Source organism: Nitratireductor indicus C115 (genome assembly GCF_000300515.1).
Classification (GTDB): domain Bacteria; phylum Pseudomonadota; class Alphaproteobacteria; order Rhizobiales; family Rhizobiaceae; genus Nitratireductor; species Nitratireductor indicus.
The window spans coordinates 39,813-65,357 of the sequence record NZ_AMSI01000017.1; the positions used below are offsets into that span (position 1 = coordinate 39,813).

Annotated in this window: 28 protein-coding genes; 21 read left to right on the top strand and 7 right to left on the bottom strand. The window is 61.2% G+C overall.

Features of this window, described 5'->3' with window-relative positions; all coding sequences use genetic code 11:
- Nucleotides 1-6: 6 nt before the first annotated feature.
- The 4 genes from NA8A_RS20365 to NA8A_RS20380 are packed head-to-tail and all read left to right on the top strand — an operon-like array spanning nucleotide 7 to nucleotide 2,041.
- A complete protein-coding gene (locus NA8A_RS20365) occupies nucleotides 7-381 on the top strand; it encodes a cell division protein ZapA (protein ID WP_009452288.1) in 375 nt (124 codons plus the stop codon).
- 48 nt (nucleotides 382-429) lie between these two features.
- Nucleotides 430-990, top strand: coding sequence for a ribosome maturation factor RimM (gene rimM / locus NA8A_RS20370; protein WP_009452289.1), 561 nt, complete (start codon nucleotides 430-432; stop codon nucleotides 988-990).
- The gene (gene trmD, locus NA8A_RS20375; protein WP_009452290.1) at nucleotides 987-1,694 is read left to right on the top strand and encodes a tRNA (guanosine(37)-N1)-methyltransferase TrmD; all 708 of its coding nucleotides are present in this window, start codon (nucleotides 987-989) and stop codon (nucleotides 1,692-1,694) included. Before rimM ends, trmD begins: the two co-directional genes overlap by 4 nt.
- On the top strand, nucleotides 1,691-2,041 hold the full coding sequence (locus NA8A_RS20380) for a DUF4260 domain-containing protein (protein ID WP_009452291.1): 351 nt from the start codon (nucleotides 1,691-1,693) through the stop codon (nucleotides 2,039-2,041). The genes trmD and NA8A_RS20380 overlap by 4 nt, the downstream gene beginning before the upstream one ends.
- 28 nt (nucleotides 2,042-2,069) lie before the next feature.
- On the opposite strand, the gene NA8A_RS20385 is transcribed toward NA8A_RS20380, so the two are convergent.
- Nucleotides 2,070-3,503 carry an aldehyde dehydrogenase family protein gene (locus tag NA8A_RS20385; protein ID WP_009452292.1) on the bottom strand — a complete coding sequence of 478 codons (1,434 nt, stop codon included), beginning with the start codon at nucleotides 3,501-3,503 and terminating at the stop codon, nucleotides 2,070-2,072.
- A gap of 641 nt (nucleotides 3,504-4,144) precedes the next feature.
- Between NA8A_RS20385 and rplS the strand changes: the two genes are divergently transcribed.
- Nucleotides 4,145-4,669, top strand: coding sequence for a 50S ribosomal protein L19 (rplS, locus tag NA8A_RS20390; protein WP_040673238.1), 525 nt, complete (start codon nucleotides 4,145-4,147; stop codon nucleotides 4,667-4,669).
- Nucleotides 4,670-5,009: 340 nt separating this feature from the next.
- Nucleotides 5,010-6,425, top strand: coding sequence for a 3-isopropylmalate dehydratase large subunit (gene leuC / locus NA8A_RS20395; RefSeq protein WP_009452295.1), 1,416 nt, complete (start codon nucleotides 5,010-5,012; stop codon nucleotides 6,423-6,425).
- Nucleotides 6,426-6,502: 77 nt separating this feature from the next.
- On the opposite strand, the gene NA8A_RS20400 is transcribed toward leuC, so the two are convergent.
- Complete coding sequence (locus tag NA8A_RS20400) at nucleotides 6,503-7,117, bottom strand: hypothetical protein (RefSeq protein WP_009452296.1); 615 nt, start codon at nucleotides 7,115-7,117, stop codon at nucleotides 6,503-6,505.
- A gap of 81 nt (nucleotides 7,118-7,198) precedes the next feature.
- Between NA8A_RS20400 and NA8A_RS20405 the strand changes: the two genes are divergently transcribed.
- The gene (locus NA8A_RS20405; RefSeq protein ID WP_009452297.1) at nucleotides 7,199-7,744 is read left to right on the top strand and encodes a DUF2975 domain-containing protein; all 546 of its coding nucleotides are present in this window, start codon (nucleotides 7,199-7,201) and stop codon (nucleotides 7,742-7,744) included.
- A 3-nt stretch (nucleotides 7,745-7,747) separates the two neighbouring features.
- Complete coding sequence (locus NA8A_RS20410; RefSeq protein WP_009452298.1) at nucleotides 7,748-7,972, top strand: helix-turn-helix domain-containing protein; 225 nt, start codon at nucleotides 7,748-7,750, stop codon at nucleotides 7,970-7,972.
- A 129-nt stretch (nucleotides 7,973-8,101) separates the two neighbouring features.
- On the opposite strand, the gene NA8A_RS20415 is transcribed toward NA8A_RS20410, so the two are convergent.
- Together NA8A_RS20415 and NA8A_RS20420 are read right to left on the bottom strand one after the other, a co-directional pair.
- Nucleotides 8,102-8,902 (bottom strand): COG3904 family protein, encoded by an 801-nt coding sequence (locus tag NA8A_RS20415; protein WP_009452299.1) that lies wholly within the window; start codon nucleotides 8,900-8,902, stop codon nucleotides 8,102-8,104.
- Nucleotides 8,903-8,913: 11 nt separating this feature from the next.
- Nucleotides 8,914-9,264, bottom strand: coding sequence for a hypothetical protein (locus NA8A_RS20420; protein WP_009452300.1), 351 nt, complete (start codon nucleotides 9,262-9,264; stop codon nucleotides 8,914-8,916).
- Between the two features lie 137 nt (nucleotides 9,265-9,401).
- Between NA8A_RS20420 and NA8A_RS20425 the strand changes: the two genes are divergently transcribed.
- The 7 genes from NA8A_RS20425 to msrA all read left to right on the top strand — a co-directional run bounded on the left by NA8A_RS20425 (nucleotide 9,402) and on the right by msrA (nucleotide 14,982).
- Nucleotides 9,402-9,890 carry a GNAT family N-acetyltransferase gene (locus NA8A_RS20425; RefSeq protein WP_009452301.1) on the top strand — a complete coding sequence of 163 codons (489 nt, stop codon included), beginning with the start codon at nucleotides 9,402-9,404 and terminating at the stop codon, nucleotides 9,888-9,890.
- Nucleotides 9,891-9,896: 6 nt separating this feature from the next.
- Nucleotides 9,897-10,271 carry a hypothetical protein gene (locus NA8A_RS25315; RefSeq protein ID WP_009452302.1) on the top strand — a complete coding sequence of 125 codons (375 nt, stop codon included), beginning with the start codon at nucleotides 9,897-9,899 and terminating at the stop codon, nucleotides 10,269-10,271.
- 339 nt (nucleotides 10,272-10,610) lie between these two features.
- Entirely contained in the window at nucleotides 10,611-11,018 is a 408-nt protein-coding gene (gene sdhC / locus NA8A_RS20435; protein WP_009452303.1) for a succinate dehydrogenase, cytochrome b556 subunit, read from the top strand.
- A gap of 2 nt (nucleotides 11,019-11,020) precedes the next feature.
- Entirely contained in the window at nucleotides 11,021-11,404 is a 384-nt protein-coding gene (gene sdhD / locus NA8A_RS20440; protein WP_009452304.1) for a succinate dehydrogenase, hydrophobic membrane anchor protein, read from the top strand.
- 8 nt (nucleotides 11,405-11,412) lie between these two features.
- Nucleotides 11,413-13,245, top strand: coding sequence for a succinate dehydrogenase flavoprotein subunit (gene sdhA / locus NA8A_RS20445; RefSeq protein WP_009452305.1), 1,833 nt, complete (start codon nucleotides 11,413-11,415; stop codon nucleotides 13,243-13,245).
- 12 nt (nucleotides 13,246-13,257) lie between these two features.
- Nucleotides 13,258-14,040 carry a succinate dehydrogenase iron-sulfur subunit gene (locus NA8A_RS20450; protein WP_009452306.1) on the top strand — a complete coding sequence of 261 codons (783 nt, stop codon included), beginning with the start codon at nucleotides 13,258-13,260 and terminating at the stop codon, nucleotides 14,038-14,040.
- A 294-nt stretch (nucleotides 14,041-14,334) separates the two neighbouring features.
- The gene (msrA, locus tag NA8A_RS20455) at nucleotides 14,335-14,982 is read left to right on the top strand and encodes a peptide-methionine (S)-S-oxide reductase MsrA (protein WP_009452307.1); all 648 of its coding nucleotides are present in this window, start codon (nucleotides 14,335-14,337) and stop codon (nucleotides 14,980-14,982) included.
- Between the two features lie 47 nt (nucleotides 14,983-15,029).
- Here msrA and NA8A_RS20460 read toward each other — a convergent pair whose 3' ends face one another.
- The 3 genes from NA8A_RS20460 to NA8A_RS20470 form a co-directional block, all read right to left on the bottom strand.
- The gene (locus NA8A_RS20460; RefSeq protein WP_009452308.1) at nucleotides 15,030-16,151 is read right to left on the bottom strand and encodes a Glu/Leu/Phe/Val family dehydrogenase; all 1,122 of its coding nucleotides are present in this window, start codon (nucleotides 16,149-16,151) and stop codon (nucleotides 15,030-15,032) included.
- Nucleotides 16,152-16,280: 129 nt separating this feature from the next.
- Nucleotides 16,281-16,718: an OsmC family protein gene (locus NA8A_RS20465; RefSeq protein ID WP_009452309.1), complete on the bottom strand. Its 438-nt coding sequence runs from the start codon at nucleotides 16,716-16,718 to the stop codon at nucleotides 16,281-16,283.
- A 124-nt stretch (nucleotides 16,719-16,842) separates the two neighbouring features.
- Nucleotides 16,843-18,087 (bottom strand): ubiquinone biosynthesis hydroxylase, encoded by a 1,245-nt coding sequence (locus NA8A_RS20470; RefSeq protein WP_009452310.1) that lies wholly within the window; start codon nucleotides 18,085-18,087, stop codon nucleotides 16,843-16,845.
- 158 nt (nucleotides 18,088-18,245) lie between these two features.
- Here NA8A_RS20470 and tesB point away from each other — a divergent pair, with 158 nt between their 5' ends.
- The 6 genes from tesB to xth all read left to right on the top strand — a co-directional run bounded on the left by tesB (nucleotide 18,246) and on the right by xth (nucleotide 25,525).
- Nucleotides 18,246-19,109, top strand: coding sequence for an acyl-CoA thioesterase II (gene tesB, locus NA8A_RS20475; protein ID WP_009452312.1), 864 nt, complete (start codon nucleotides 18,246-18,248; stop codon nucleotides 19,107-19,109).
- 219 nt (nucleotides 19,110-19,328) lie between these two features.
- Nucleotides 19,329-19,667 carry a P-II family nitrogen regulator gene (locus NA8A_RS20480; protein WP_009452313.1) on the top strand — a complete coding sequence of 113 codons (339 nt, stop codon included), beginning with the start codon at nucleotides 19,329-19,331 and terminating at the stop codon, nucleotides 19,665-19,667.
- A 28-nt stretch (nucleotides 19,668-19,695) separates the two neighbouring features.
- Nucleotides 19,696-21,039 (top strand): ammonium transporter, encoded by a 1,344-nt coding sequence (locus NA8A_RS20485; protein WP_009452314.1) that lies wholly within the window; start codon nucleotides 19,696-19,698, stop codon nucleotides 21,037-21,039.
- A 232-nt stretch (nucleotides 21,040-21,271) separates the two neighbouring features.
- Nucleotides 21,272-23,845 (top strand): DNA translocase FtsK, encoded by a 2,574-nt coding sequence (locus NA8A_RS20490; RefSeq protein ID WP_009452315.1) that lies wholly within the window; start codon nucleotides 21,272-21,274, stop codon nucleotides 23,843-23,845.
- Nucleotides 23,846-23,939: 94 nt separating this feature from the next.
- A complete protein-coding gene (locus NA8A_RS20495) occupies nucleotides 23,940-24,578 on the top strand; it encodes an outer membrane lipoprotein carrier protein LolA (RefSeq protein WP_009452316.1) in 639 nt (212 codons plus the stop codon).
- Nucleotides 24,579-24,718: 140 nt separating this feature from the next.
- A complete protein-coding gene (xth, locus tag NA8A_RS20500; RefSeq protein WP_009452317.1) occupies nucleotides 24,719-25,525 on the top strand; it encodes an exodeoxyribonuclease III in 807 nt (268 codons plus the stop codon).
- Nucleotides 25,526-25,545: the final 20 nt, after the last annotated feature.

The following is a 25,545-nucleotide window of genomic DNA, read 5'->3' on the forward strand; positions in this document are numbered from 1 at the left end:
GTTGCGATGGCTCAGGTCACGGTCACCATTGATGGCAAATCCTACCGCATGGCCTGCGATGAAGGGCAGGAAGAGCATCTTATCGATCTCGCACAGCGCTTCGACCGCTATGTGATGCATCTCAAGGGTTCGTTCGGCGAAATCGGCGATCACCGCCTGGCAGTGATGGCCGGCATCATGGTGATGGACGAGCTTGCCGAGTTGCAGAAGCGCGTGCGCGGCATGGAGAGCGAGATCGCGACCCTGCGCAAGACGCGGGACGAGGCGCTGATGCAGGCCGACCGGAACGATTCCGCCCTGACCGGTGTGCTCGGCAATCTTGCAGATCGCATGGAGCTTCTCTCCGACAAGCTTGCGGGGAAGCCCCCGAGCGAGGCATAAGCCAGCCTTTCCGATCAGAAATGATCCGCCGAGAGGCTGTAGAGGCATATGAACAAACCAAAGAAGAACGAGGCGCTGGTCCAGCTCGCCGTCATCGGAGCCGCACAGGGCTTGCGCGGGGAGGTCCGCGTCAAGACCTTCACGGGCGATCCGCTGGCGCTTGGCGACTACGGTCCGCTCCTCGCCGCTGACGGGCGCAGCTTTACCGTTCTGGACGTGCGTCCCGTCAAGAATGTTGTCGTGGCGCGCTTCGCGGAGGTGAAGGATCGCTCCGCTGCCGAAGCGCTGAGCGGTACGGAGCTTTTCGTCGCGCGCGCGGCTTTGCCTGCAGATCTCGACGAAGAGGAATATTATCACGCCGATCTCATCGGCCTATCGGTTGCGGACGAGACCGGCGCGAAGATCGGCAGGGTCAAGGCGCTGCATAATTTCGGAGCCGGCGACATTCTGGAAATCACGTTTGCCGCCGGCGGAACGGTCATGGTGCCTTTCAGCCGGGCGGCGGTTCCGCAGGTCGATCTTGCAACCGGCGTCGTTCATCTGGACAGCGCGGCAGCCGGGCTTGCCGGCGGGGACGAGGATGAAGGGCTGGAGGGAGAGGCGCCGTGAGTTTTCACGCGACCATACTCACCCTTTATCCCGAGATGTTTCCCGGCATGCTCGATTTCTCCCTGGCCGGCAAGGCGCGGGAGGCCGGGCGCTGGTCACTGGATACGGTGCAAGTGCGCGATTTCGCGAGTGACAAGCACCGGACCGTCGATGACACGCCCGCCGGAGGCGGGGCGGGGATGGTCATGCGTGCCGATATTCTTTCGCAGGCGCTCGATGCGGTCGCTCCGCCGGAGGACCCGCGCCCCAGGCTTCTGATGAGCCCCCGCGGCCGGCCGTTGACCCAGAAACGGGTGCGCGCATTGGCCGACGGACCGGGAGCCGTGATTCTTTGCGGTCGTTTCGAGGGAGTCGACCAGCGTCTGATAGAGGCGCGGGCGCTGGAAGAGGTTTCCATCGGCGACTACATCCTTTCAGGCGGCGAGCCGGCAGCGCTGGTGCTGCTCGATGCGGTGATCCGCCTTCTGCCCGGCGTGATGGGCAATCAGCATTCGGGCACCGAGGAAAGCTTCGAAGGAGGACTGCTGGAGCATCCGCAATATACCCGCCCGCAGCTTTTCGAGGAGCGGGCCATCCCCGAGGTGCTTCTGTCTGGCAATCATGCGCGGATTGCCGCCTGGCGACGAGCGGAGGCCGAGAAGCTTACGCGTGAGCGGCGGCCCGATCTCTGGGCGGCCTATGCGATCGAGAAGAACGGGAAATGACAAGGCTCTTGCGCGTCGAGGGTGGATTCCTGGCCCTGGCTGCATTGGCCGCTTATCAGCTTTCAGACGGGAGCTGGTGGTTGTTTCTTGCCCTGATCTTGGTCCCGGATATTTCGATGCTTGGCTATATCGGGGGGCCGCGCGTCGGTGCCTGGTCCTATAATTGCGTGCACAGCTGGGTTGCTCCGGTGATTATCTATCTGGCTGGATATTTTCTGGAGGTGCAGCTTGTCGAGCAAGTGGCCTTGATCCTTGCAGCCCATATCGGCATCGACCGGGCGCTGGGCTACGGGTTGAAGCGTGCAAGCAGTTTCAAGGACACGCATCTTGGGCGCATCGGCGCGTGATGCATCTTCGAGTTTCGGGGCGGGACATCTAGATTGCGGTATAGGCGGTCTTGACCCTGGTATAAAATTCGGCGGCGTTGCGGCTCTGCTCGCGCGGGCCGACACTCGATTCCCTGCGTGCTCCGAAGGATGCATGAAAATCCGCTCCGGCGGTCGGCAGATTGACCATGACCATTGCTGCTTCCGCATTGCGGCGGAAATGGTTGGCATGGCTGATGTCGGTCGTGCAGATGCCGGCAGAGATGTTGAATGTGTTTTCGTTGGCTATCGCGAGGGCTTCCTCATAATCGCGCACACGGATGACGGCTGCAACCGGCCCGAATATCTCCTTGCGGGCGATGCGCATGGAGTTGCTGCATTCCGTGAAGAGGGCTGGCTGCAAGTAGAAGCCCGGTGTCTCGCGCGACACGCGGTTCCCGCCGCAGACGAGGTTCGCGCCGTCCTCCTGCCCTATGGCGATGTAGCGCTCACTCTGGTTGAGCTGCATTTCGTCGACGACTGGCCCGATCTTCGTTGCCTCATCGAGCGCATGCCCGACCTGCAGTGTTTCCAGCCGTTCCGCCATCGCCGTGACGAAGCGGTCGTGAATGTTCTCGGTCACGATCAGGCGGGACGATGCGGTGCCGCATTGGCCGGCGGAGAAGAAGGCGCTTTCGATGGCGCAGCCAACGGCTGCGTCCAGATCTGCATCATCGAGAATTACGAGAGGGTTCTTTGCTCCTACGGCAAGCTTGTATTTGCGGCCATGACGTACGCTGGCCGCCGCGACGCGTTCAGCAATGGATTCGGAGCCCGCAAATGTCAGGGCATGGATGTCGGGATGGTCTATCATCGCCTGGCCGACCACCATTCCCTCGCCGATGATGAGGTTGAGGACGCCGTGCGGCAGGCCAGCCCGGTGCAGTATGTCCACAAGCGTCCAGGCCGAACCGGGCGTCAGTTCGGCGGGTTTGAAGACAACCGTGTTTCCGTAGCAAAGTGCGGGGGCAATTTTCCAGGCGGGTATGACCAAGGGGAAGCTCCAGGGTGTTATGACACCAATGACGCCAACCGGTTCGCGCGTCACCTGAATCACCACACCGGGCCGGGGAGAGGGTAGAACCTCGCCGGCGAGCCGCATCGCCTCCCCGGCATAATAGTCGAATATCTGCGCCGTCCGCACAGTCTCCGCATTTGCCTCGGCAAGGGTTTTTCCCTGCTCGCGCGAAAGAAGGCGGGCGATCTCCTCCTTCCGGGCAATTATCTCGCTGGCTGCTTGGCTCAGGATGCCATGACGCTCCACAAAGCTCGAATGGGACCATAAGGGAAAGGCCCGTAACGCCGCCTCGCTGGCTGCCTGAGCCTGGGCGACGGTGGCGCGCGTGAACTCGCTCACGATATCGCCTGTATCGGAGGGATTGATGTTCGGGATGAGATTGTCCCCGACCCATTCGCCGTCGATCAGGTTCATATGAATTGTCATTCTATTCGCCTTTCAGGGATCGTGGCATACGGTCGGAGCTCATCGTTCTGGGGAACCTTTCTTGAAGGGCGGGGTCAAAGCGCTCTTCTGCGGGGCGTCTTTGTTGGAAAGAAAGATATTGAGGCGCTTGATGGTGTTATCGTCGAACGGCGCAAGAAGAATAACGGAACCGCCGGACAGATCATTGAATGACAAGACTTTTCCCCTTGGAACCGTGACCGGATTTGTTTGAGCGCATCTCATGTGATGGCGGAAGCAGATGCGGGGCCAGGGCGGCCTGCAATTCTGCTTCATTCACGCGTATTCCCAATTTAGCACAGTTGCCCTTGGAATATGACGTATCATGAATACAATTATTACGCGATTAAATCCGATAGTACCTTCTATAGATTGTTATGGAGCGTGTATATTAGTCGGATGGCCTAGGCATGGGTGGAGGTCAAAGACTGTTGATTCGTGCACGGTTCTCGTGTATGTGCCCCGCACGCAAACGGCTAGCGCCGGAAATTTAATCAAAGAACGCGTGAATTCGCTCCTGCTTCTCCCCGCTTCTGTTTTGAGGGAGGGCACTCAGAAGGCGGTCTGGAACTGCCCTCGGGATGAGCGCTCTGACGGTTCGAGAAGAACAAGAGGATACCGAGATGGATATCATCCGTCAGCTCGAAGCCGAACAGGCCGAAAAAATCGCTGCCCAGCGCAAGCTTCCCGAATTCCAGCCCGGCGACACGCTGCGCGTTCTCGTGCGCGTCACCGAGGGTACGCGTACCCGCGTCCAGGCCTATGAAGGCGTGTGCATCGCGCGCTCCGGCTCGGGCTTCCAGGAGAACTTCACGGTTCGCAAGATTTCCTACGGTGAAGGCGTCGAGCGCGTGTTCCCGGTCTACTCCCCGCTCGTCGAGGGCGTCGAGGTGGTTCGCCGTGGCCGTGTGCGCCGCGCCAAGCTCTACTATCTGCGCGATCGCCGCGGCAAGTCGGCTCGTATCACCGAGAACACGGGTGCCCGCGCCCGCCGCCTGAACGATGCCGAGCGCCAGGCGCTGGCCGAGGAGAAGGCTCGCGTCGAGGCCGAGAAGATCGCAGCAGCCCAGGCGCTCGCTGCGGAAAAGGCAGCCGAGGAAGCAGCCAAGGCTCAGGAAGCCGCCGCTGCAGAGGGCAACGCCGAATAGGCTGCTTTTCATTGAGTTTCGAAAGAGCGCGCTTCGGCGCGCTTTTTTGTTTTAGAGGCGCGGAAGCGGCCCTGCCGGGGCGGCAAGATATGCCGTCCGCGTCGTCATGGGGCGATTGCCCAGCCTGTGAAAGGCTGGTAATAGGCAGGCCATGGAAGACCTTTTCGGAAATCCGACCTACAAGGGTTTTGTGCTGCAGGACGTCAAGCGCTTGCCGGCACGCTTTTTCTCGTGGGTTTCCGGCTCGCTTTTAAGCCGACTTCCTTAGGCGGACCACGCCACCCGGTGCCACGAGGGTTGCCGGCAAGCCTTCCATCACGTTCCGCTAGGGATGACCAAAATGACCAAATCACGCACGCTCTACGACAAGATTTTCGATGACCATCTGGTCGATCAGCAGGATGACGGCACGTGCCTCCTGTATATCGACCGTCACCTCGTGCATGAGGTGACCAGCCCGCAGGCCTTCGAGGGGCTGCGCATGGCAAGCCGCGCCGTGCGCCACCCGGAGAAGACGCTGGCTGTGGTGGATCATAATGTTCCGACCTCGCCCGACCGCAAGTTCGGCATCAAGAACGAGGAAAGCCGCATCCAGGTCGATGCGCTCGCCAGGAACGCCGCCGATTTCGGGATCGAGTACTACGACGCCAATGACGAACGTCAGGGCATCGTGCACATCGTGGGACCTGAGCAGGGTTTCACGCTGCCGGGTATGACCATTGTGTGCGGCGACAGCCACACCTCGACCCACGGCGCCTTTGGCGCGCTGGCACACGGTATCGGCACCTCCGAGGTCGAGCATGTTCTGGCCACGCAGACGCTGATCCAGCGCCGTGCCAAGAACATGCTGATCCAGGTGGACGGCAAGCTGCCGGACGGCGTGACGGCAAAGGACATCATTCTCGCCATCATCGGCGAGATCGGTACTGCCGGCGGTACCGGCCATGTGATGGAATATGCGGGCGAAGCGATCCGTGCGCTTTCCATGGAAGGCCGCATGACCGTCTGCAACATGTCGATTGAAGGCGGCGCGCGCGCCGGCCTGATCGCGCCGGACGAAACTACCTATGCCTATATCCAGGACCGTCCGCGCGCCCCCAAGGGCAAGGCGTGGGATCTGGCCCGCGCCTACTGGGATACGCTGAACACGGAAGAGGGGGCGGAATTCGACCGTATCGTGCGGCTCGATGCGGCCAATCTGCCGCCCATCGTGACCTGGGGCTCCTCTCCCGAGGACGTTGTGTCGATCACCGGCGTTGTTCCGAATCCGGACGATATCGCTGACGAGACCAAGCGTATCTCCAAGAAGCGTGCGCTCGAATATATGGGCCTCAATGCCGGTACGAAGATCACCGACATTGCCATTGACCGCGTCTTCATCGGCTCTTGCACCAATGGCCGCATCGAGGATCTGCGCGCAGCCGCCAAGGTTGCCGAGGGCAAAAAGGTAAATGACCGGGTCAATGCCATGATCGTGCCGGGTTCGGGCCTCGTGAAGGCGCAGGCCGAGGCCGAAGGGCTCGACAAGATCTTCAAGGCTGCCGGCTTCGACTGGCGTGAGCCGGGTTGCTCCATGTGTCTTGCCATGAACGACGACCGGCTGAGGCCGGGCGAGCGCTGCGCTTCCACCTCGAATCGCAATTTCGAGGGCCGTCAGGGCTTTAAGGGCCGCACGCATCTCGTCTCGCCGGCCATGGCTGCCGCTGCCGCCATCACCGGCCATTTCGTGGATATCCGCGAGTGGCCGCAGGGCTGATCCAGCAGTGTTGCAGCCCGGTGCATGCCGGGCTGTAACGTTTGTTCGGGCGCCAAGCGACTGCATGACAAAATGCTTCAGCGTGGACGGACCTCTTTGCAGGCCGGAATCTCCTGAGCTGAAAGCGCGGCTTTGCCGAAAACCTCCGACAATGGTATTTCTCCGCTCAACGGGAAGAAGTCTCCGTTCGCCACGGTGCGCATATAGTTTCGCACCGTAGGCTTTGCGGATGACAGGGGGCCGGTCCTGCACAATCCGCTGACGGATATGGACAATGTGCCCTTGCCCTTCGTGGTGTTTTGCGCGCGCGCAGTGCGTGCTTTCTCCTGAACAATTCTGAAACGTGATTGATCCTGCGGCGCAATCGCCGCCGCCAGAACATGATCGTGGGGACCGAGTTCCTTTGCGAGATTTCCAGGCGCAGCAGCGCCATCCACGGACAGAATGAAGCGTTCGTCGAAGGTCTGTTTCGGATTTTCACTTTCCAGGGCGACGCGCAGTTCGACGTCACCCGTCTGCACGCGCAGGTTCCGGTCGGTTTTCACGGCCACGCCGATAGCGTCTGGCTCCGCATTGAATGGGTCGAAGCGGGAGAGCTCGTAAAGCGCTCGTGGATTGGCGGTCATGCAGGCGCACAGGGCCAGCGGCGAGAGGAGGGTGAGCAGGCGTTTGGAAAAAAAGGGGCGTGGCATTGAATCTCTCTTGCAATCTAAACGGTATTGGATAATTAATTATCGTAATACAGTAATTTTTAGATGCAACAGGAGAATCTTATGGCCGATATGGAGCGCTTGCGCCGCTTGAGCCGCCTCATGCAAAACATCGTGCTCGTCTTCACGGGCGTTCTTTTTGTCGCCGCCTGCTGGGTGATACTCGGCTCGTTTTCGGACAAGGCGGGCTTTGAAGGGGTGTTGCGCCAGAGCCTTTCCATCGACGGGCCGATTGCGCTTACCTCATCTTCAATCGGTGTAACGGTGGTGTTGATGCTGGTGCAGCTCGGACTGTTCGTCGCCGCGCTTTATTGTGTCTGGCGCATGTTCGGGGCATTTGCCGCCGAAGAGCCTCTTTCGGGAGATTCAGCACTTTGGATGCGCCGCACCGGTCTTTCCTTCGTGGCGGTTGCCGGGGGGAGTATCGTGTTGCAGACGGTCATTATCCTCGTCCTGACGCTGGGCAATCCGCCCGGGCAGAAGATGCTCGCCGTGGGTGTCGGTAGCTCGGAGCTGCTGGCGCTGCTGATTGCCTCGATCATGTATATGACGAGCCGCCTGATCACCGTGGCGGCTGAAGTGCGCGCAGACCAGAAGGGTTTCATCTAAGCCATGGCTATTGTCGTCAATCTCGATGTCATGCTGGCCCGGCGTAAGATGCGTTCGAAGGAACTGGCGGAGCAGATCGGAATCACCGAGCAGAATGTTTCCCTGCTCAAGTCCGGCAAGGTGCGGGGCGTCCGCTTCGAAACGCTGGAAAAGATCTGCCAGGTTCTGGGCTGCCAGCCGGGCGATATTCTCGAATACAGGGCGGATGAGGGCGGTGAAGCCTCCTGAGGGCCCCTGAATCCGCTTGAAGTCGAAAGCTGCGAGCGCCTCGCCATTCTATGGTAACGGCAAGTCGCTCGATCTTATTCTCTTCTTGTAATTATGCGGGCGTCAGGTGAACCGCCCGCCTGCGAACATTTAGAGACGGGTCGTCAGCCTGTAGGCCTGCAACTCCTCGCCCGTGAGGCGGTAGAGGCGCTGCGGTGGCGTGTCGAGCGCGTGCAGCCACAGGGCCGGATCGACGCCCATGGTCGAGAGATGGCGGGAGATGCGCGCGGTCACAAGCTGGGCGTCGGCCATGGCCTGCGCCGGGGTCTCCTGCGCATGCGTCGCGTAAAACTGATGGATGCTGACGGAGGCGCCAACTTCCACCGTTCGCTTCACACCGCCGGCCAGAACCAGGGGACAGGACGAGGCGCAAGTGCCGCCGGCTTTAACCCGCGTCGCAAGGCCACGGTCGCGGATGAGCCGGGCCATGGCCATTGCATCGCCCAGAGAGCCTCCGGGAGAATCGAGCACAATCGTGCCGATCGTGCGGCCTCGGGTTTCGAGTTCGTCGCGGAATCTGCCTGCCGCGCCCTGCTCGATCGTGCCGGAGACAATCAACTTCCCGCCCTGCTCGAGAGACAGTTTCATTGCATGGCCTGAACCCGGTACAAGCCGAAGCGGGCGGGATGCGGTCGAAGGACGGCACAGTTCTGCCGGCTTCTCCACTGGGATTTCCGCCACGGGCCGGGTCGGCTCCGAAGGCCAGAGACCACCGCGACGGTCGACAAGATCGCGCAGTGACATACCAAGCACGACGGTTGCGCCGATCAGCGCGCCGACGAGGGCGGCTTCGATCAAGGTTGCGTCGCCTCTCCAGCGGAAGCGCTGCCTATTGTCGCGCCTTGCCGGGCTGTCTGTTTGTCCGGCCTGCGTGTCCTCGATGGTCTGCATCGGGTGCCCGGTCAGCGGCAGGGAGCGGTCAAGACCGGCAGAACGCCGTCCGGCAGGCCGTACATATAGCTGCGTCCCTTGATGAGAACGCCCTCGCTGCACGGGCGCCCGCGACGCACGTAGAGCTCGCCATTGCGGCGCTCCAGATAGGCGACGCGCGGGCTTTCTACGCCAAGACCTGCATAGTCTTGCGCCATATAGCCGCGCCCGACAAGGATGCGCTTGTAACCGGTGCGACTGTGGATCACCAGGTTTCCATAGGCGTCCGCATAGACGCGTTCACCCGTAAGCCCGCCGGCTGCAGCCGGCACGGCCATTGCTGCGGCAAGCGCCGCCGCCACGATCAGAGATTTCAAAGGCATCGCGCCATCGCTCCTTTACAATCCTCGTGGCCTCCTCGATTTCTCTAAATTAAGACTTTCTTAACCTTTGTCACGCGGAGCATGATGCCCGAACATGTCGATTGACAGACATGGTTAATATCGAGGATGGGTGACGCATGGGCGAGAATCATCAGATCGACATTCAACCGCTGCGTCTCAAAGATGCGCATCTTCTGGCGCCGCTTCTGGCCGCATACACCCAGTCGCTTAAGCGCGGTGCGCCGCGAAGGCCGGACGAATATTACGCCGAGACCCTGTTACAGGATCGCGCGGCGGAGATCGTCGGTGCGCGGCTCGATGGCGAGCTTGTCGGCTTCGCCGTTTATTATGACCTGCCGGATCCCGTTTCGGGCATGCGGTATGGGCTTGTCGACCATCTCTATGTGCACCACGCGCATCGCCGCAAGGGTATCGGCAAGGCGCTCGTGGATGTGATCGCCGATCAGGCGGAAGAGCGCGGCTGGACAAGGCTCGCCTTCAATGCACCGCGCCAACCCGAAGACGGCCGCAAATTATATGAAACCGTGGCTGCTCCTGCAGACTGGACGAGCCACGTCATCCGTTTCGAGCAGGGCGCCGGAGAAGCGCACGACAAGGAGCGGTAGTCCGATATGTCGGTTCCAGGCGTGCGCAGGCAAAACCGCTCGATCGGCTTGAAGCCGGGGGCGGTGCTGGCGCTCGCGGCGGTGCTGTTCACTTCGGCATGCACGACAGAAGGCGGACAGCCTCCGGGGCAGGAAAAGACAGGTGCTGCAGCCTTCTCGGGCCCGGTCACCTATCGCTGCGAAGAGGAAATGGAGATGACGCTCGAGCGGCGAGGATCGCTGTTGAGTGTTCATAGTCCGCGCGGCATTGATCTGGATCTGCCGCCAGCCCCGCCGGGGCAGACCGAACGTTTCGGCGAGGCGCTGTACGCAGTGGTTCTGGACGGGCGCGATGCTCTCTGGATGGTCAGCGGAAAAGAGCCGATCACCTGTACACGGTAGAGCAGGGCGCATTCCTTCGGGGAATCAGTCAGGCATCCGGCTGCGCGTCGCTCCAGGTAATGCCACGAACGCCGGGGTGCTTGATCGACATGTCGTTTTTCATGCGAAAACAGGAAGAAGGACAGTTGCGCAAAGTTCAAAGGTCTTCAATCGTTTGAAGTACCAAAGGCCTATATGCATAGTTCTCATGTAGGGGGTAAATATAGGTCCCGGAACGCTTTTGCGGCTTTGACGCACCGCAAAAAGCGCATTAGAAAGCCACAGCCGGAAGGCGCGGGCAGGGTATAGTGTCGTGATCGCGGCACCCGCGTCGCACGCCGGTTTCGAATTGGGGTAGCCATGAGCAAAACCACGAGCATCCACGCCAGGCCGCTTTCGCCACACCTGCAGATTTATCGCCTGATCCCGACCATGTTGATGTCGATCATCCACCGCATCACCGGTGGGGCGCTTTATTTCGGCATTGTGCTTTTCGTCGTCTGGGTGGCCGCCGCCGCCGCTTCCAAGGAAGCTTTCGATCTCGTCAATGCCGTTTACGGGTCGTGGTTCGGCCGACTTGTGCTGTTCGGCTTCACCTGGGCGCTGCTGCACCACATGATTGGCGGCCTGCGCCATCTTGTCTGGGATACCGGCAGGGCGCTTGAGAAGGCTACGTCAACTAAAATGGCCAAGGCCTCGATCGTCATTTCCGTCATCCTCACGGTTCTCGTCTGGATCGCCGGCTACGCCGTTCGCGGAGGGTTCTGATCATGAGCGACATGCGCACACCGCTGAAACGCGCCCGCGGCATGGGAGCGGCCAAGGAAGGCACCGGGCATTTCTGGCATCAGCGCCTGACGGCGCTTGCCAACATTCCGCTGGTGATCTTCTTCGTGGGTTTCGTGATTACCTATAACGGAGCCTCCTACGAGGAAATCCGCGGCGTTCTGGCCAATCCGGTCATCACCGTCATCATGATGCTGGCGCTGTTGTCGATCCTCTATCACATGAAGCTCGGCATGCAGATGATCATCGAGGATTACGCCGAGAAGGAAGGCATGAAGGTTCTTCTGCTGCTCCTCAACATTTCATTCGTTTTCATTCTGGGCGTCGTTTCCTTCTTCGCCCTCGTCAAGATCGCCTTCGGAGGCTGAACCCGGTTATGGCACAGGCAAACGAAAAGAAGGCGGCAGACGCCTATACCTATGTCGACCACAAGTTTGATGTCGTTGTCGTCGGTGCCGGTGGTGCCGGTTTGCGCGCAACGCTCGGCATGGCCGAACAGGGCCTGAAGACGGCCTGCATCACCAAGGTCTTTCCTACCCGTTCCCATACGGTGGCGGCGCAGGGCGGCATTGCCGCCTCGTTGAAGAACATGGGTCCGGACCATTGGCAGTGGCATCTCTACGACACGGTTAAGGGCTCGGACTGGCTCGGTGACGTGGACGCGATGGAATATCTCGCGCGTGAGGCGCCGGCCGCTGTCTACGAGCTCGAGCATTATGGCGTGCCCTTCTCGCGCACCGAGGAAGGCAAGATCTACCAGCGGCCCTTCGGCGGCCACATGCAGAATTTCGGCGACGGCCCACCCGTGCAGCGCACATGCGCCGCGGCAGACCGTACCGGCCATGCCATCCTGCACACGCTCTACGGCCAGTCGGTGAAGAACCACGCACAGTTCTTCATTGAGTATTTCGCCCTCGATCTGATCATGACCGACGGTGTTTGCACCGGTGTTGTGGCGTGGAACCTCGAGGACGGCACCATCCATCGCTTCGCCGCCAAGATGGTGGTGCTGGCGACGGGCGGCTATGGCCGGGCCTATTTCTCCTGCACCTCCGCACATACCTGCACGGGCGATGGCAACGGCATGGTTGCCCGCGCTGGCCTGCCGCTGCAGGACATGGAGTTCGTGCAGTTCCACCCGACCGGCATCTATGGTGCCGGCTGCCTCATCACCGAGGGTGTGCGCGGCGAAGGCGGTTATCTGGTCAATGCCGAGGGCGAGCGCTTCATGGAGCGCTATGCGCCGTCGGCGAAGGACCTTGCCTCGCGTGACGTGGTTTCGCGCTGCATGACCGTGGAAATTCGCGAAGGCCGCGGCGTCGGCAAGAACAAGGACCACATCTTCCTGCATCTCGACCACCTGGACCCGGCGGTCATTCACGAGCGCCTGCCCGGTATCGCCGAATCGGCGAAGATCTTCGCCGGCGTCGACGTGACGCGAGAGCCGATCCCGGTGCTGCCGACCGTGCACTACAATATGGGCGGCATTCCCACCAACTACTGGGGCGAAGTGCTGAACCCGACAAAGGAAAGTCCGGATGCGGTTGCTCCCGGCCTGATGGCTGTGGGCGAGGCGGCCTGCGCTTCCGTGCATGGCGCCAACCGTCTTGGTTCCAACTCGCTCATCGATCTGGTTGTGTTCGGCCGCGCTGCGGCCATCCGCGCTGGCGAGGTGGTGGATCGCGAAGCGCCGGTGCCGGCGATCAACGAGGCGGCCTGCGAGAAGATCATGGAACGCTTCGATCGCTTGCGTTATGCCAACGGTTCCACGCCGACGGCAGCACTGCGCGAGAAGATGCAGCGTGCCATGCAGGAAGATGCCGCGGTGTTCCGCACCCAGGAGTCGCTGGAGCAGGGCTGCAAGCGCATTTCCGAGGTCTGGAACGAGCTGCCGGATATCAAGGTCACGGACCGTTCGTTGATCTGGAACTCGGATCTGATGGAGACGCTGGAGTTGGAAAATCTGATGACCAACGCCATCACGACCGTCTACTCGGCCGAAGCACGCAAGGAGAGCCGCGGTGCGCACGCCCGCGAGGACTTTACCGAGCGCGACGACAAGAAATGGCGTGTCCACACGCTCTCGCATGTGAACGACAAGGGCAAGGTGAAGCTCACCTACCGTCCGGTGCACACCGAGCCGATGCTGAAGCCCGAGGACGGCGGCATCGATCCCGCAAAGATCGCGCCCAAGGCGCGGGTTTACTGAGGCGAGGACGTCATGGTTCAACTTACCCTTCCCAAGAACTCCAAAGTCAAGCAGGGCAAGGTCTGGCCGAAGCCCGAGGGCGCCAAGAACCTGCGTGAGTACAAGATCTACCGCTGGTCGCCGGACGATGGCGAGAATCCCCGCGTCGACACCTATTATGTCGACATGGACGATTGCGGGCCGATGGTGCTCGACGGGCTGATCTACATCAAGAACAAGATCGATCCGACGCTGACCTTCCGCCGCTCCTGCCGTGAGGGCATTTGCGGTTCCTGTGCGATGAATATCGACGGGACCAATACGCTCGCCTGCACCAAGGGCATGGACGAGGTTACGCAGGATACGGTGAAGATCTATCCACTGCCGCACATGCCGGTGGTGAAGGATCTGGTGCCGGACCTGTCGGTTCCGTACGCGCAGCTTTCCTCCATTGAGCCCTGGCTGCAGACCGTAACGCCGGAACCGGCCACCGAGTGGAAGCAAAGCCATGAGGACCGGGTCAAGCTCGACGGCCTCTACGAGTGCATCCTGTGTTTCTGTTGCCAGACTTCCTGTCCGAGCTACTGGTGGAACGGTGAACGCTATCTCGGCCCTGCCGTGTTGCTTCAGGCCTATCGTTGGCTGATCGACTCCCGCGATGAGGCGACGGGCGAGCGGCTCGATAATCTGGAAGATCCCTTCCGGCTGTATCGCTGCCACACGATCATGAACTGCACGCAGGCATGTCCGAAGGGTCTGAACCCTGCCAAGGCAATCGCCAACATCAAGAAGATGATGGTCGAACGCCGCATCTAGAGCATTTTGCAGTCAGGTGGAATCACCTGACGTCTGCGTAAATGCGGAAAACAAAGAGATAGTTCGGTTCAGGGTTTTCCTGAAACGGTGAACCGATCTAGAATGGTGCTACCTGCCGCTCTTCACTGGGCGGCAGGTCCCGGTTCCATATCATGCCAACCATCCGCAGCCGGGCAGCCGGCTGCGCGGCCTTTCTCTCTGCTTCGACAAGTTCTCCTCACGCAAGCGTGTAGCGGCTTGATTTGAATTTGCCGACCGTCGCGGTAGGTCTTGCGAGCAACGGGAGAGACCTAAATGCGACGTATTATTTCCCCGGCCTTTCTGGCCGCCGCCTTTCTTGCCTTCGCAGGATTTCCGCAGTCCGCGTCTGCCGCCAAGCAGACGGCGATTTTCGCCGGCGGGTGCTTCTGGTGTGTCGAGGCGGATTTCGACAAGGTACCCGGCGTGCTTGACACGATCTCGGGCTATGCCGGTGGCAAGACGGAGAACCCCACCTACCGGAACTATTCTTCCGGAGGCCATCGGGAGGTGGTGAAGATCGATTTCGACGACACGAAGGTCAGCTACGACCGTCTGCTTGAAATCTTTTTCCGCTCGGTCGATCCCACGGATGCCGGCGGCCAATTCTGTGATCGCGGCGAATCCTACACCACGGCTGTCTACGCGCTCGACGACGCCCAGAAAGCAGCGGCTGAAAAGGCCAAGGTGGAGGCCAATGCAGCACTTGGCGGCAAGGTCGTGACACCGATCCTCGGCAAGGTGCCCTTCTGGCCGGCGGAGGATTACCATCAGAACTATTACAAGGGCGAGAATCGGACTCTCACCCGCTTTGGCTATGTAAAGCAGTCGGATGCCTATCATGGCTATCGCGAGGGCTGCGGGCGCGATGTGCGTGTGAAGCAGGTCTGGGGGAATGCTGCCTATACGGGCATCAATAAATAGTTTGTCCGGCCTCCCCCGTCCGGGAGAAGACCGGAGCATGCTTCGGATCAAGTAGTCCGTGCTGCGGCGATGCGCTCGTCGGCGATTTCAGCCGCAACGTCGTTGGTAGGGCGTCGGTCTGCCTCGGCTCGCTGAAAAATTCCGGTCAGCGTTTCGGGAATGCGGGCAACCTCCTCCATCGTCGCGGCGCGGTCGTAACCGCCGGGAGACAGTTCCGCCGCGACATTCAGCAGGCCGCCGGCATTGATCACATAGTCAGGCGCATAGAGAATGCCGCGCTCCATGAGAAGGCGGGCGTCCTCGTGGCGCGCGAGCTGGTTGTTGGCGGCGCCGGCCACGATCCCGGCATGCAGGGAGGGAATGGTTTCGGCGGAAAGTACGCCGCCCAGGGCGCATGGCGCGAAAACATCGGCAGGCGCCGACAGGATTTCACCGGGAGCGACGGAGGTGGCATGGAAGCTGCGGCATGCCTCTTCCACGCGAGCGGTGTCGATATCCGTCACGAAGAGCTTTGCGCCCTCGGCGTAGAGTTTCTCGCACAATGTCCAGCCGACGGACCCAAGGCCCTGAACGGCGATAGTCACACCTTCCAATGCGTTCACACCGCGATGACGGAGCGCCGCCTTGAGGCCGAGGAACACCCCGTGCGCGGTGACGGAGGAGGGATTGCCGCTGCCGCCCAGCGTGGTGCCGGTCACATTGTCGGTGCGTGCACGCAGGAAATCGGCGTCGGCGAGTGTGAAGCCGACATCCTCGGCCGTGTAATATTGACCGGAAAGCGCGGCCAGCATTTCCGCATAGGCCTCAAGCAGGGCGGGTGTTTTTTCTTTCTTGGCATCGCCGATGATGACCGCCTTGCCGCCGCCGAAATGCATGCCCGCGACGGCAGCCTTGTAGGTCATGCCGCGAGACAGGCGCAGGACGTCCGTCAAAGCCGCCTCGAAGCTCTCGTGCGGCCACATGCGCGTGCCACCGAGAGCGGGGCCAAGGGCGGTGTTGTGAATGGCGACGATGGCATTCAGCTCACGCGCTTCGTCGCGGCCGTGCCAGACATGTTCATGATGATCGAACGCTTCGAGGTGCGCCGCATCCGCCGTAATGTCGGTGATGGTCAGTGTTGAACCTTGCAGCGTGTCTTTGAGGATTCTCGGGGTGTGTGCGTGCAGCATGTCATTCCTCCCGAACGACTTGTTTCGTAAGGAGATTTTAGCCGCATCAACCGGTTTTTGGTTGCGAAGTGCATGCCTGGCGCGACCTTCCGTTGCGCCAGGCGCGGGCATTTCATCGCAAATCTGTCGTCAGCCGTATTTGGCGTCCAGCGTCACCTCGATGGCCCCCAGCGCCTTCGAGACGGGGCATGAGGCTTTCGCCTTCTCGGCGATCTCGATGAATTTCGCTTCGTCGAGGCCGGGAACATTGCCTACCAGGGTCAGGGCGCTTTTCGTGATCTCGAAGCCTCCGCCGGCTGCCGGCTGCAAGGTGACATCGGCGCGCACGTCGAGCTTTTCGGCCGGCGTGTCGTTTCCAGCGAGCATATGGGAAAGCTGCATGGCGAAGCAGCCCGCATGGGCGCCCGCGATCAGCTCCTCGGGATTGGTGCCGGTCTTTCCGCTCTCATCCTCGAAGCGGGCCTTGAAGCCGAGAGGCAGGCCCGAAAGAGCGCCGCTCTGGGTGTCGAGAGAGCCCGCGCCTTCGACCAGCGACCCCTTCCAGACAACATTCGCATGCCGTTTCATTGCCATGGTCTTCTCCTTCTGATGATCGAAATCCGTTTCTGGCGTGGCATGTGTTCTTCCGTCTGTCGTTCTGCCTTCCACATTGATGTGAAAGTCAGATGATGCCACCTGACTGCATCATGCTTCAGATCGCCTCGCCGCGCAGCAGGCGGGGTGTCCCAGCAGTCAGCCCCGAGGCCTGCTTGATGAAGTAACGTTTCATGGCCGGCATTCGTTCAACCAGACCCAGGCCAAAATCGCGGAGTGCGCGAACTGGTGTGATGTCGTTCGAGAACAGCCGGTTCAAAACATCGGTCGTCACGCCCATCTGCACCGTGTCGAAACGGCGCCAGCGCTCGTAGCGCTGCAACACGTTGAGCGCGCCTATATCCTCGCCCAGGCGGTCAGCCTCAACCAGCACCTCTGCAAGGGCTGCGGCATCGCGGAAGCCCAGATTGAGGCCTTGGCCCGCGATCGGGTGAATGCCGTGGGCGGCGTCGCCCGCCAGCGCGAAGCGCGGTTTCACGAAGTCGCGCGCCAGCGTCAGGCCGAGCGGCCAGGCCCGGCGGGGACCGTCGACGCGGATTTCGCCGAGCTTCAGGCCGAAGCGCAACTCCAGTTCCTGTTCGAAGATCAGATCGTCTTCCTTTACCAGCCGTTCGGCATCCGCCGTGCGTTCCGTCCAGACGATGGAAGAGCGGTTTCCCTTGAGGGGCAGCGTCGCGAAGGGGCCGGCGGGCAGAAAGTGTTCTTCGGCGCGGCCATTGTGGGGGCGCTCATGCGCGACGGTGCACACGATGCCGGACTGACCGTAATCCCAATGCACGGTCTTGATACCAGCCATATCACGCAGGCGTGAGCGAACGCCGTCCGCGGCGATCAGCAGCCGGGCCGTGCAGGTCGATCCGTCGGCGAGGCGGGCTTCGACATGTCCGCCAAGATCGGCGAAGCCCTCCACGGCAACGCCCTCGATAATCTCGATACCGCATTCGGCTGCGCGGGTTCTGAGTGCGCCGTTCAGCACCCGGTTCATCACCATATGCGCGAAGGGCTCGCCTTCCTCCGCCTCGCCGCCGAAGGTGAGGAAGGCCGGGCGAACGGGATCGGAAGTGCGCGAGTCGGTAATGATCATCTCCGTGATCGGCTGGGCTTCCGGCTCGATTTCCTTCCAGCAGTCAAGGCGCTGCAGCATGCGGCATGCGGCGGCCGCGATGGCCGATGCGCGCCCATCGCGCTGCCAGACGCCTTCGGGCGCGGCATCGACGAGGGCGACCTTGAGGCCGGGCTGGGCACGGCAAATGGAGACCGCCGTTGCAAGGCCGACATAACCGGCCCCCGCAATCAGTATATCCACGGTCCGTCGGGTTTCGCTTTTCGTGCGCCTGGCCATTGCCGTCTGCTCCACTTTTCATCCGTTTCCCGCATTTCTGCAAAGATGGCGGATAGCTGCCTTGCAGAAAGATTGCGGGGTCGCTGCCTTGACTTGAAGCCAACCTTCATCTTGGAAACCTTCAGCAACCATATTATCGGCGCCGGAGGGGCAATTTCATGTCGGCCATGCAGGACCTGCTTGCCATACTCGATCTTGAGCAACTCGAACACAATCTGTTTCGTGGTCGCAGCCCGCAATCGGCCTGGCAGCGGGTTTTCGGCGGACAGGTGATCGGCCAGGCGCTGGTGGCGGCGCAGCGGACCGTTGCAACGGAACGCCATGTGCACTCGCTGCATTGCTATTTCATGCGTCCCGGCGACCCCACGGTGCCCATCATCTATGAGGTGGATCGCATCCGCGATGGCGGTAGCTTCACCACAAGGCGGGTGGTGGCTATCCAGCATGGGCATGCGATCTTTTCGCTGTCCGCTTCGTTTCAACGCGAGGAGCCGGGTCTCGACCACCAGATTCCAATGCCTGAAGATGTCACGCCGCCCGACCACCTGCGTACGCAGCGCGAGTTTCTGCAGGAGCTGGGCGACCAGGTTCCGGAAAGCATTCGTCGCTACTGGGCGCGTGAACGGCCCATCGAGGTTCGTCCCGTCATGATCGAACACTATACGAGCCGCGAGAAGCTGCCTCCGAGACAGGATGTCTGGATCCGGACAACGGGACCGGTGCCCGAAAACCGGGCGCTGCAAGCGGCCGTTCTTGCCTATCTCTCCGACATGACGTTGCTCGATACGTCGACCTTCGCCCATGGGCGCTCCGGTTTCGACCCCGATATCCAGATGGCGAGCCTTGATCACGCCATGTGGTTTCACCGCCCGCACAAGCTCGACGACTGGCTCCTCTACACCCAGGACAGCCCTTCCGCGCAGGGTGCCCGCGGCTTCTCGCGTGGCAGTCTCTATGGGCGCGATGGAACCCTCATTGCATCGGTGGCGCAGGAGGGACTCGTGAGGGTGCGTACAAAATAGGCAAATCGTATTTTTTGCATATTTATTGTGCATTTCAATGCCGGGCCATGCCCGGCATTTTTGTTCGGCGTAAAATTTTTTTCTTTTAAATCAGTATTTTGAGCTGCGCTTTGCGCAACTGGCACGGCATTTGATTCTCCTTTGCAGTCGCGGTCCGCCTGCGGGTGACCGGCGATGCAGGCAACCCGCGGGACCCCGCAAAAACAAAGGTGAACTGCCATGAAAATCGTGATGGCTATCGTCAAGCCCTTCAAACTGGAAGCCGTGCGCGAAGCGCTCACCAGCCTCGGCATCCAGGGCCTTACCGTGACGGAGGTGAAGGGCTACGGACGACAGAAAGGGCATACCGAGATTTATCGCGGCGCCGAATATGCCGTGACCTTCCTCCCCAAGGTGAAGATCGAAGTCGCCGTCGACGACGATCTGGTCGACCAGACGGTCGAGGCCATCGCCGAAGCCGCCCGTACCGGGCAGATCGGCGACGGGAAGATCTTTGTCCATGCGCTCGACCGGGCGGTGCGTATCCGCACCGGCGAAACCGGCGTCGAAGCGCTCTAGGCGGCACGCAAATCCGATGGAGAAACCCATGAACTACCGTATTCTGACAAGCGCCGCGCGTCCGCTGGCGCTGGGCGGCCTTGCCCTTGCCGCCCTTACCTTTCCCGCGCTTGCCCAGGAGACCGCGGAAGCGGCTCCCGAGTTCGCCACGGCCGCTGACACGGCCTTCATCTTCAACACGCTCTTGTTTCTGATCGGCGGCTTCCTGGTCATGTGGATGGCGGCGGGCTTCGCCATGCTCGAGGCCGGCATGGTGCGCACCAAGAACGTGTCTATGCAGCTTTTGAAGAACGTGGTGCTCTATGCCATCGCTGGCATCATGTACTGGCTGATCGGCTATGGCCTCATGTATGTCGATGTCTCGGGCTATATCGGCTCCTTCACCAGTTACAGCTGGCCCGCAGCCGGCACGGCCAATGAAGGCGATTATTCGGTGGCCTCCGACTGGTTCTTCCAGATGGTGTTCGTCGCCACGGCCGCCTCGATCGTCTCCGGTACCCTTGCCGAGCGCATCAAGCTTTGGCCCTTCCTGGCCTTCGTGGTGGTTCTGACCGGCTTCATCTATCCGATTGCCGGTTCGTGGAAGTGGGGTGGCGGCTGGCTCGATGCCATGGGCTTCCAGGATTTCGCCGGCTCGACACTCGTGCATTCGGTCGGTGGCTGGGCGGCCCTGGCCGGCGCCATCCTGCTTGGCGCCCGTAATGGCAAGTTCAACAGCGACGGCAAGGTGAACCCGATCCCGGGCTCCAACATGGCGCTCGCAACGCTCGGCACCTTCATCCTGTGGCTCGGCTGGTTCGGCTTCAACGGCGCATCGCAGCTTGCCATGGGCTCCAATTCCGACGTGTCCGACATCAGCCGCATCTTCGCCAACACGAACCTTGCGGCTGCCGGCGGCGTGGTCGCCGCGCTGATCCTGACGCAGATCCTCTACAAGAAGGTCGACATCACCTTCGTGCTCAACGGCGCGCTGGCCGGCCTGGTCTCGATCACCGCCGAGCCGCTGACCCCGAGCCCGCTGATGGCCATCATCATCGGTGCAATCGGCGGCATCATCGTCGTGTTCGCCGTGCCGATGCTCGACAAGCTGAAGATCGACGACGTGGTGGGCGCCATTCCGGTTCACCTGATCGCCGGTATCTGGGGCACGCTTGCCGTGCCGCTGACCAACAGCGACGCCAGCTTCGGCGTCCAGTTCATCGGCATCGTCGCCTATGCGGTCTTCACGCTGGTTGCTTCGCTCATCGTGTGGGCGATCCTCAAGGCGACCATTGGCCTGCGCGTCAGCGCCGAAGACGAGATGAACGGCCTCGACCTCGCGGAAGTCGGTGTCGAAGCCTATCCGGAGTTCATCGCCGTTCACGGCCGTTGAACCTTTGCGGCCAGAGAGCCGCGCACAGAATGTCCTCCCAGGACTTACCCCGGCAATCGGCGCATTTGCGCCGGTTGCCCTCCTGAAAGGGGCCCGGTTCACGCCGGGCCTCTTTTTTGTTGGGCGCAAGGCGGCATGGTTAATGCCGTCTTAACCTTCCGCTGGCTAGTTTCAGGCCTGATAATGAGGCGACCGCTGTGTTGCCGCAAACGCGCGAGCGGAGAGAATGCGCATGAGTTCCGGGTCTTCCGTATTTCCTGCCATGGGTGACAATGCTTACGGGCTGCAGGGCTTTCTGCGCCGACAGGCGGCCCGGTTCGGTGGACTGGCGCTTCTGGCTTTCGTGGCCTTCGCCATCGCAAGCCTTGCCACCTGGAACGTGGCCGATCCCAGCTTCAGCCATGCGACCGACAATCCCGTGACCAATGCCATGGGCTATCCCGGTGCAGTCTTTTCCGACCTCGCCATGCAGTTTTATGGCCTTGCCGCCGTTGTGGGGCTTGTGCCTGCGGTGGCCTGGGGCGTTCTCCTGATGATCGGGCGACAGCTCGACCGGCCGCTCAAGCGTGCCGGCGCGTGGTTCATTGGCGCAATCTTTTCGGCGGCGGTTGTCGGCGCTTTTGCGCCGCCGACAACGTGGCCTTTGCCGACGGGGCTGGGCGGTGTGTTCGGCGACATGATCCTGTCCCTGCCCGCCAAGTTCATCGGCGATTATCCCGGCGGCTTTGTCGGCTTCCTGATTGCAGCCGTACTGTGCTTGCCGGCTGGCTGGATGCTGCTTTTCGGCGCGGGCATCCTCTCGCGGCCGGATGGCGATGTTTTTGCCGCTCCGGAGGAGGACGATACGCCGTTCGACGATCTTGACGAAGACGAGGGCGAGAGCGGCATGTCGGTCGTCCTCGGCTATATGGCGCATTGGTGGCTTTCACTGGCGGCGTTCTTCCGGCGCAATCTCGGCGGTCGTTCGCGGGAGCGCGAGCGCTATGTCCATGATGAGCCGCTCGACCTCGATGAAGATCCACCCTTCGACGATTTCGATGTGGCGCCGCGCCGGCAGATGCATGTGGAGCCCGATTTCGACGAGGACGATGTTCCCATGGAGCGCGGTCCGATGGTGGAGACGGAGCGGGCTGCCCCTCAGGCTCGCGGTTATGCGCAACCTGCCCCGCAGGCCGGTGATGCTCCCGTTCAGGACAAGCGCGTGGACAATCCCGCGCCGCGACCGGTTGAAGGCGCGCGCGTGCGTCGCGAGGCGCAGGCTTCCTTCCTCGACAACGGCACATTTGAACTGCCGCAGCTTCACCTGCTCGCGGAGCCGAAGGCTTCCACGCGCGATCCGCTTCTCTCCAAGGAAGCGCTGGAGCAGAATGCGCGCCTTCTCGAAGGCGTTCTGGAAGATTTCGGCGTCAAGGGCGAGATCATCCATGTGCGGCCGGGCCCAGTCGTCACGCTGTACGAGCTCGAACCGGCGCCGGGCATCAAGTCTTCGCGCGTCATCGGACTTGCCGACGATATCGCGCGCTCCATGAGCGCCATCGCTGCCCGCGTCGCGGTTGTACCCGGTCGCAATGCGATCGGTATCGAACTGCCGAACTCGACACGTGAGACTGTTTATCTGCGCGAGCTTCTGGCCAGCCGCGATTTCGAAACGAGCAAGGCATGGCTGGCGCTTTCGCTGGGCAAGACCATCAACGGCGAAGCCGTGATTGCGGATCTCGCAAAGATGCCTCACCTGCTCGTTGCAGGCACCACGGGTTCGGGCAAGTCGGTCGCCATCAACACGATGATCCTGTCACTGCTTTATCGCATGTCGCCGGAGCAATGCCGCCTCATCATGATCGACCCGAAGATGCTCGAACTGTCGATCTATGACGGTATTCCGCATCTCCTCACCCCGGTGGTGACTGACCCGAAGAAGGCGGTCGTGGCGCTCAAATGGACCGTGCGGGAAATGGAAGACCGCTACCGCAAGATGTCCAAGGTGGGCGTGCGCAACATCGAGGGCTTCAACCAGCGCGTGGTCGCGGCCAAGAAGAATGGCGAGACGATCACCCGCACGGTGCAGACAGGCTTCGACCGCGAGACGGGCGAGGCGATCTACGAGAGCGAACATCTCGACCTTGATCCGATGCCGTTCATCGTCGTCATCATCGACGAGATGGCCGACCTGATGATGGTGGCCGGCAAGGACATCGAGGGGGCGGTGCAGCGCCTTGCGCAGATGGCGCGTGCGGCGGGCATCCATGTCATCATGGCCACGCAAAGACCCTCGGTGGATGTCATTACCGGCACGATCAAAGCAAACTTCCCGACCCGTATCTCCTTCCAGGTGACGTCCAAGATCGACAGCCGCACCATTCTCGGTGAGCAGGGCGCAGAGCAGCTTTTGGGCATGGGCGACATGCTCTATATGGCTGGCGGCGGGCGTATTCAGCGCGTGCATGGCCCCTTTGTCTCCGACGGCGAGGTGGAGAGCATCGTCAATCATCTCAAGCGTCAGGGTGTGCCGGATTATCTGGATGCCGTCACTGAGGACGACGAGGACGAGGATGGCGGCTCCGGCAGTGGCAGCGGGGGCGGCGGGGCCGGCAATATGGGCGATTCGGACGATCCCTACGACCAGGCGGTTGCGGTGGTTCTGCGCGACGGCAAGGCCTCAACGAGCTATATCCAGCGGCGTCTTGGCATCGGCTATAATCGTGCCGCCTCGATCATCGAGCGGATGGAAGAGGAAGGCATTGTCGGCCCGGCCAACCATGCCGGAAAGCGCGAAATTCTGGTGCCCACCGAGCAGGACGAGGTTTAGAGCGTTTTCCGCAAGCGGACCGCGTTTGTCCAGGCAGCCAAATTTAAGCCCAACTGGACGGTTATCCGAGGGGCAAATGTGGAGACTTGATACCATGATTCATCGGATAGCCGCCTATCGCAGACGGCCGGCAGCCATTCTTGCAGCGGCGTTTCTCGGTTTTGCGGCCGCGCTCACGCCATCCATGGCAGCGGCACCGGAAAGCGCTGAGCGCATTGCTTCGCATTTTTCGAGCGTGCGCACCATGATGGGCGAGTTCGTGCAGTTCGGTCCACGCGGAGAGCAGACGGGTGGCAAGTTCTACATCCAGAGGCCTGGCAGGATTCGCTTCGATTATGAGGAGCCATCCGGCTTCCGGGTGACATCCGATGGCGATTCGGTCGTGCTGTTCAACAAGAAGCTCAACACTGCCGATCTTTACCCGCTGTCGAAAACACCGCTGAAGCTTCTGCTCGACGAGCGAATCGATCTTTCGGGCAACAAGGTGCAGACGGTGAAGGAGGACAGCGACCTCACCACGGTCAAGCTGGTCGACAAGTCCGTGTTCGGAAATGCGACCATCACGATGATGTTCGATTCCAAGACCTATGAACTGCGTCAGTGGACCATCACGGACGCGCAAGGCAAGGACACGACGGTGATGATCTTCAACGTCAAGCAGGGCGTGACCTTCGATCCGAGCGTGTTCAAGATCGATTACCGCCGCGTCGAGGAGATCAACCGCAGAAAATAGCGGTTTGCGCATATCCTACGCTTTCAGATGGCGCCGGGCTGTGGACAGCCCGGCGTTTTCGTCTCAGCCGGGCCGCCGTGCTTGTGTTCAAGGCGGGGAGAGGGCAGTTTTGCTTCCCGATCAGGAGCCCGGTCCGTCTCATGCCCTTCACAATCGCCACCTGGAACATCAATTCCGTCCGGCTGCGCATGCCTCTCGTGCAGCTGTTCCTGGAGCGGCACCAGCCCGATGTGCTGTGCCTGCAGGAAACCAAATGCCAGGACGACCAGTTTCCCTCCGCAGCCTTCCGCAAGCTTGGCTATGAACATATGGCGATCCATGGCCAGAAGGGCTATCACGGTGTGGCTACCGTTTCACGCCGTCCGCTTGAACTCGTCGAAAAGCGTGAATTCTGCCGCATGGGCGATAGCCGGCATGTCTCGGTTGCTGTGGACGCGGGAGTGCGCAAGGTGCTTCTGCACAATTTCTACGTTCCTGCTGGCGGCGACGAGCCGGATCCCGAGATCAACCCCAAGTTCCGTCACAAGCTCGACTTTCTGGCCGAAATGCATTCAGTGCAGGCCGAAGAGGACGATACGATGGGAAGCGTCCTTGTCGGCGACCTGAACATTGCTCCGCTCGAGACGGATGTCTGGTCGCACAAACAACTCCTCAAGGTCGTCAGCCATACCCCCGTCGAGACGGAGGGGCTGGAGCGCCTGCGCCAGGAGGGCGGCTGGGTGGATCTGATGCGGCAGATCATCCCGCCGGAGGAAAAGATTTTCACCTGGTGGAGCTATCGGGCGCGCGACTGGGATGTCTCCGATCGCGGACGCCGGCTCGACCATATCTGGTCGTCGCCCAACCTGTCGCCGGCGCTCAGGAGCATCGAGGTGCTGCGCGAGGCGCGTGGCTGGGAGCGCCCGTCCGACCATGTACCGGTGATTGCCGGCTTCGATTTCGGATAGAGTTGTGGCGGCGCCAAGCC

What these genes read in the sequence shown, in the direction of transcription:
- NA8A_RS20450 (WP_009452306.1), top strand. Translation starts at nt 13,258, where the DNA reads ATGGTTCAACTTACCCTTCCCAAGAACTCCAAAGTCAAGCAGGGCAAG.
- NA8A_RS20405 (WP_009452297.1), top strand. Translation starts at nt 7,199, where the DNA reads ATGGCCGATATGGAGCGCTTGCGCCGCTTGAGCCGCCTCATGCAAAAC.
- NA8A_RS20425 (WP_009452301.1), top strand. Translation starts at nt 9,402, where the DNA reads ATGGGCGAGAATCATCAGATCGACATTCAACCGCTGCGTCTCAAAGAT.
- NA8A_RS20490 (WP_009452315.1), top strand. Translation starts at nt 21,272, where the DNA reads ATGAGTTCCGGGTCTTCCGTATTTCCTGCCATGGGTGACAATGCTTAC.
- NA8A_RS20495 (WP_009452316.1), top strand. Translation starts at nt 23,940, where the DNA reads ATGATTCATCGGATAGCCGCCTATCGCAGACGGCCGGCAGCCATTCTT.
- sdhC (WP_009452303.1), top strand. Translation starts at nt 10,611, where the DNA reads ATGAGCAAAACCACGAGCATCCACGCCAGGCCGCTTTCGCCACACCTG.
- tesB (WP_009452312.1), top strand. Translation starts at nt 18,246, where the DNA reads ATGTCGGCCATGCAGGACCTGCTTGCCATACTCGATCTTGAGCAACTC.
- NA8A_RS20460 (WP_009452308.1), bottom strand. Translation starts at nt 16,151, where the DNA reads ATGCTGCACGCACACACCCCGAGAATCCTCAAAGACACGCTGCAAGGT.
- NA8A_RS20415 (WP_009452299.1), bottom strand. Translation starts at nt 8,902, where the DNA reads ATGCAGACCATCGAGGACACGCAGGCCGGACAAACAGACAGCCCGGCA.
- sdhD (WP_009452304.1), top strand. Translation starts at nt 11,021, where the DNA reads ATGAGCGACATGCGCACACCGCTGAAACGCGCCCGCGGCATGGGAGCG.
- NA8A_RS20480 (WP_009452313.1), top strand. Translation starts at nt 19,329, where the DNA reads ATGAAAATCGTGATGGCTATCGTCAAGCCCTTCAAACTGGAAGCCGTG.
- NA8A_RS20465 (WP_009452309.1), bottom strand. Translation starts at nt 16,718, where the DNA reads ATGAAACGGCATGCGAATGTTGTCTGGAAGGGGTCGCTGGTCGAAGGC.
- NA8A_RS20365 (WP_009452288.1), top strand. Translation starts at nt 7, where the DNA reads ATGGCTCAGGTCACGGTCACCATTGATGGCAAATCCTACCGCATGGCC.
- msrA (WP_009452307.1), top strand. Translation starts at nt 14,335, where the DNA reads ATGCGACGTATTATTTCCCCGGCCTTTCTGGCCGCCGCCTTTCTTGCC.
- leuC (WP_009452295.1), top strand. Translation starts at nt 5,010, where the DNA reads ATGACCAAATCACGCACGCTCTACGACAAGATTTTCGATGACCATCTG.
- NA8A_RS20485 (WP_009452314.1), top strand. Translation starts at nt 19,696, where the DNA reads ATGAACTACCGTATTCTGACAAGCGCCGCGCGTCCGCTGGCGCTGGGC.
- NA8A_RS20420 (WP_009452300.1), bottom strand. Translation starts at nt 9,264, where the DNA reads ATGCCTTTGAAATCTCTGATCGTGGCGGCGGCGCTTGCCGCAGCAATG.
- sdhA (WP_009452305.1), top strand. Translation starts at nt 11,413, where the DNA reads ATGGCACAGGCAAACGAAAAGAAGGCGGCAGACGCCTATACCTATGTC.
- NA8A_RS20380 (WP_009452291.1), top strand. Translation starts at nt 1,691, where the DNA reads ATGACAAGGCTCTTGCGCGTCGAGGGTGGATTCCTGGCCCTGGCTGCA.
- NA8A_RS20400 (WP_009452296.1), bottom strand. Translation starts at nt 7,117, where the DNA reads ATGCCACGCCCCTTTTTTTCCAAACGCCTGCTCACCCTCCTCTCGCCG.
- NA8A_RS20470 (WP_009452310.1), bottom strand. Translation starts at nt 18,087, where the DNA reads ATGGCCAGGCGCACGAAAAGCGAAACCCGACGGACCGTGGATATACTG.
- rimM (WP_009452289.1), top strand. Translation starts at nt 430, where the DNA reads ATGAACAAACCAAAGAAGAACGAGGCGCTGGTCCAGCTCGCCGTCATC.
- NA8A_RS25315 (WP_009452302.1), top strand. Translation starts at nt 9,897, where the DNA reads ATGTCGGTTCCAGGCGTGCGCAGGCAAAACCGCTCGATCGGCTTGAAG.
- xth (WP_009452317.1), top strand. Translation starts at nt 24,719, where the DNA reads ATGCCCTTCACAATCGCCACCTGGAACATCAATTCCGTCCGGCTGCGC.
- rplS (WP_040673238.1), top strand. Translation starts at nt 4,145, where the DNA reads ATGGATATCATCCGTCAGCTCGAAGCCGAACAGGCCGAAAAAATCGCT.
- NA8A_RS20385 (WP_009452292.1), bottom strand. Translation starts at nt 3,503, where the DNA reads ATGACAATTCATATGAACCTGATCGACGGCGAATGGGTCGGGGACAAT.
- NA8A_RS20410 (WP_009452298.1), top strand. Translation starts at nt 7,748, where the DNA reads ATGGCTATTGTCGTCAATCTCGATGTCATGCTGGCCCGGCGTAAGATG.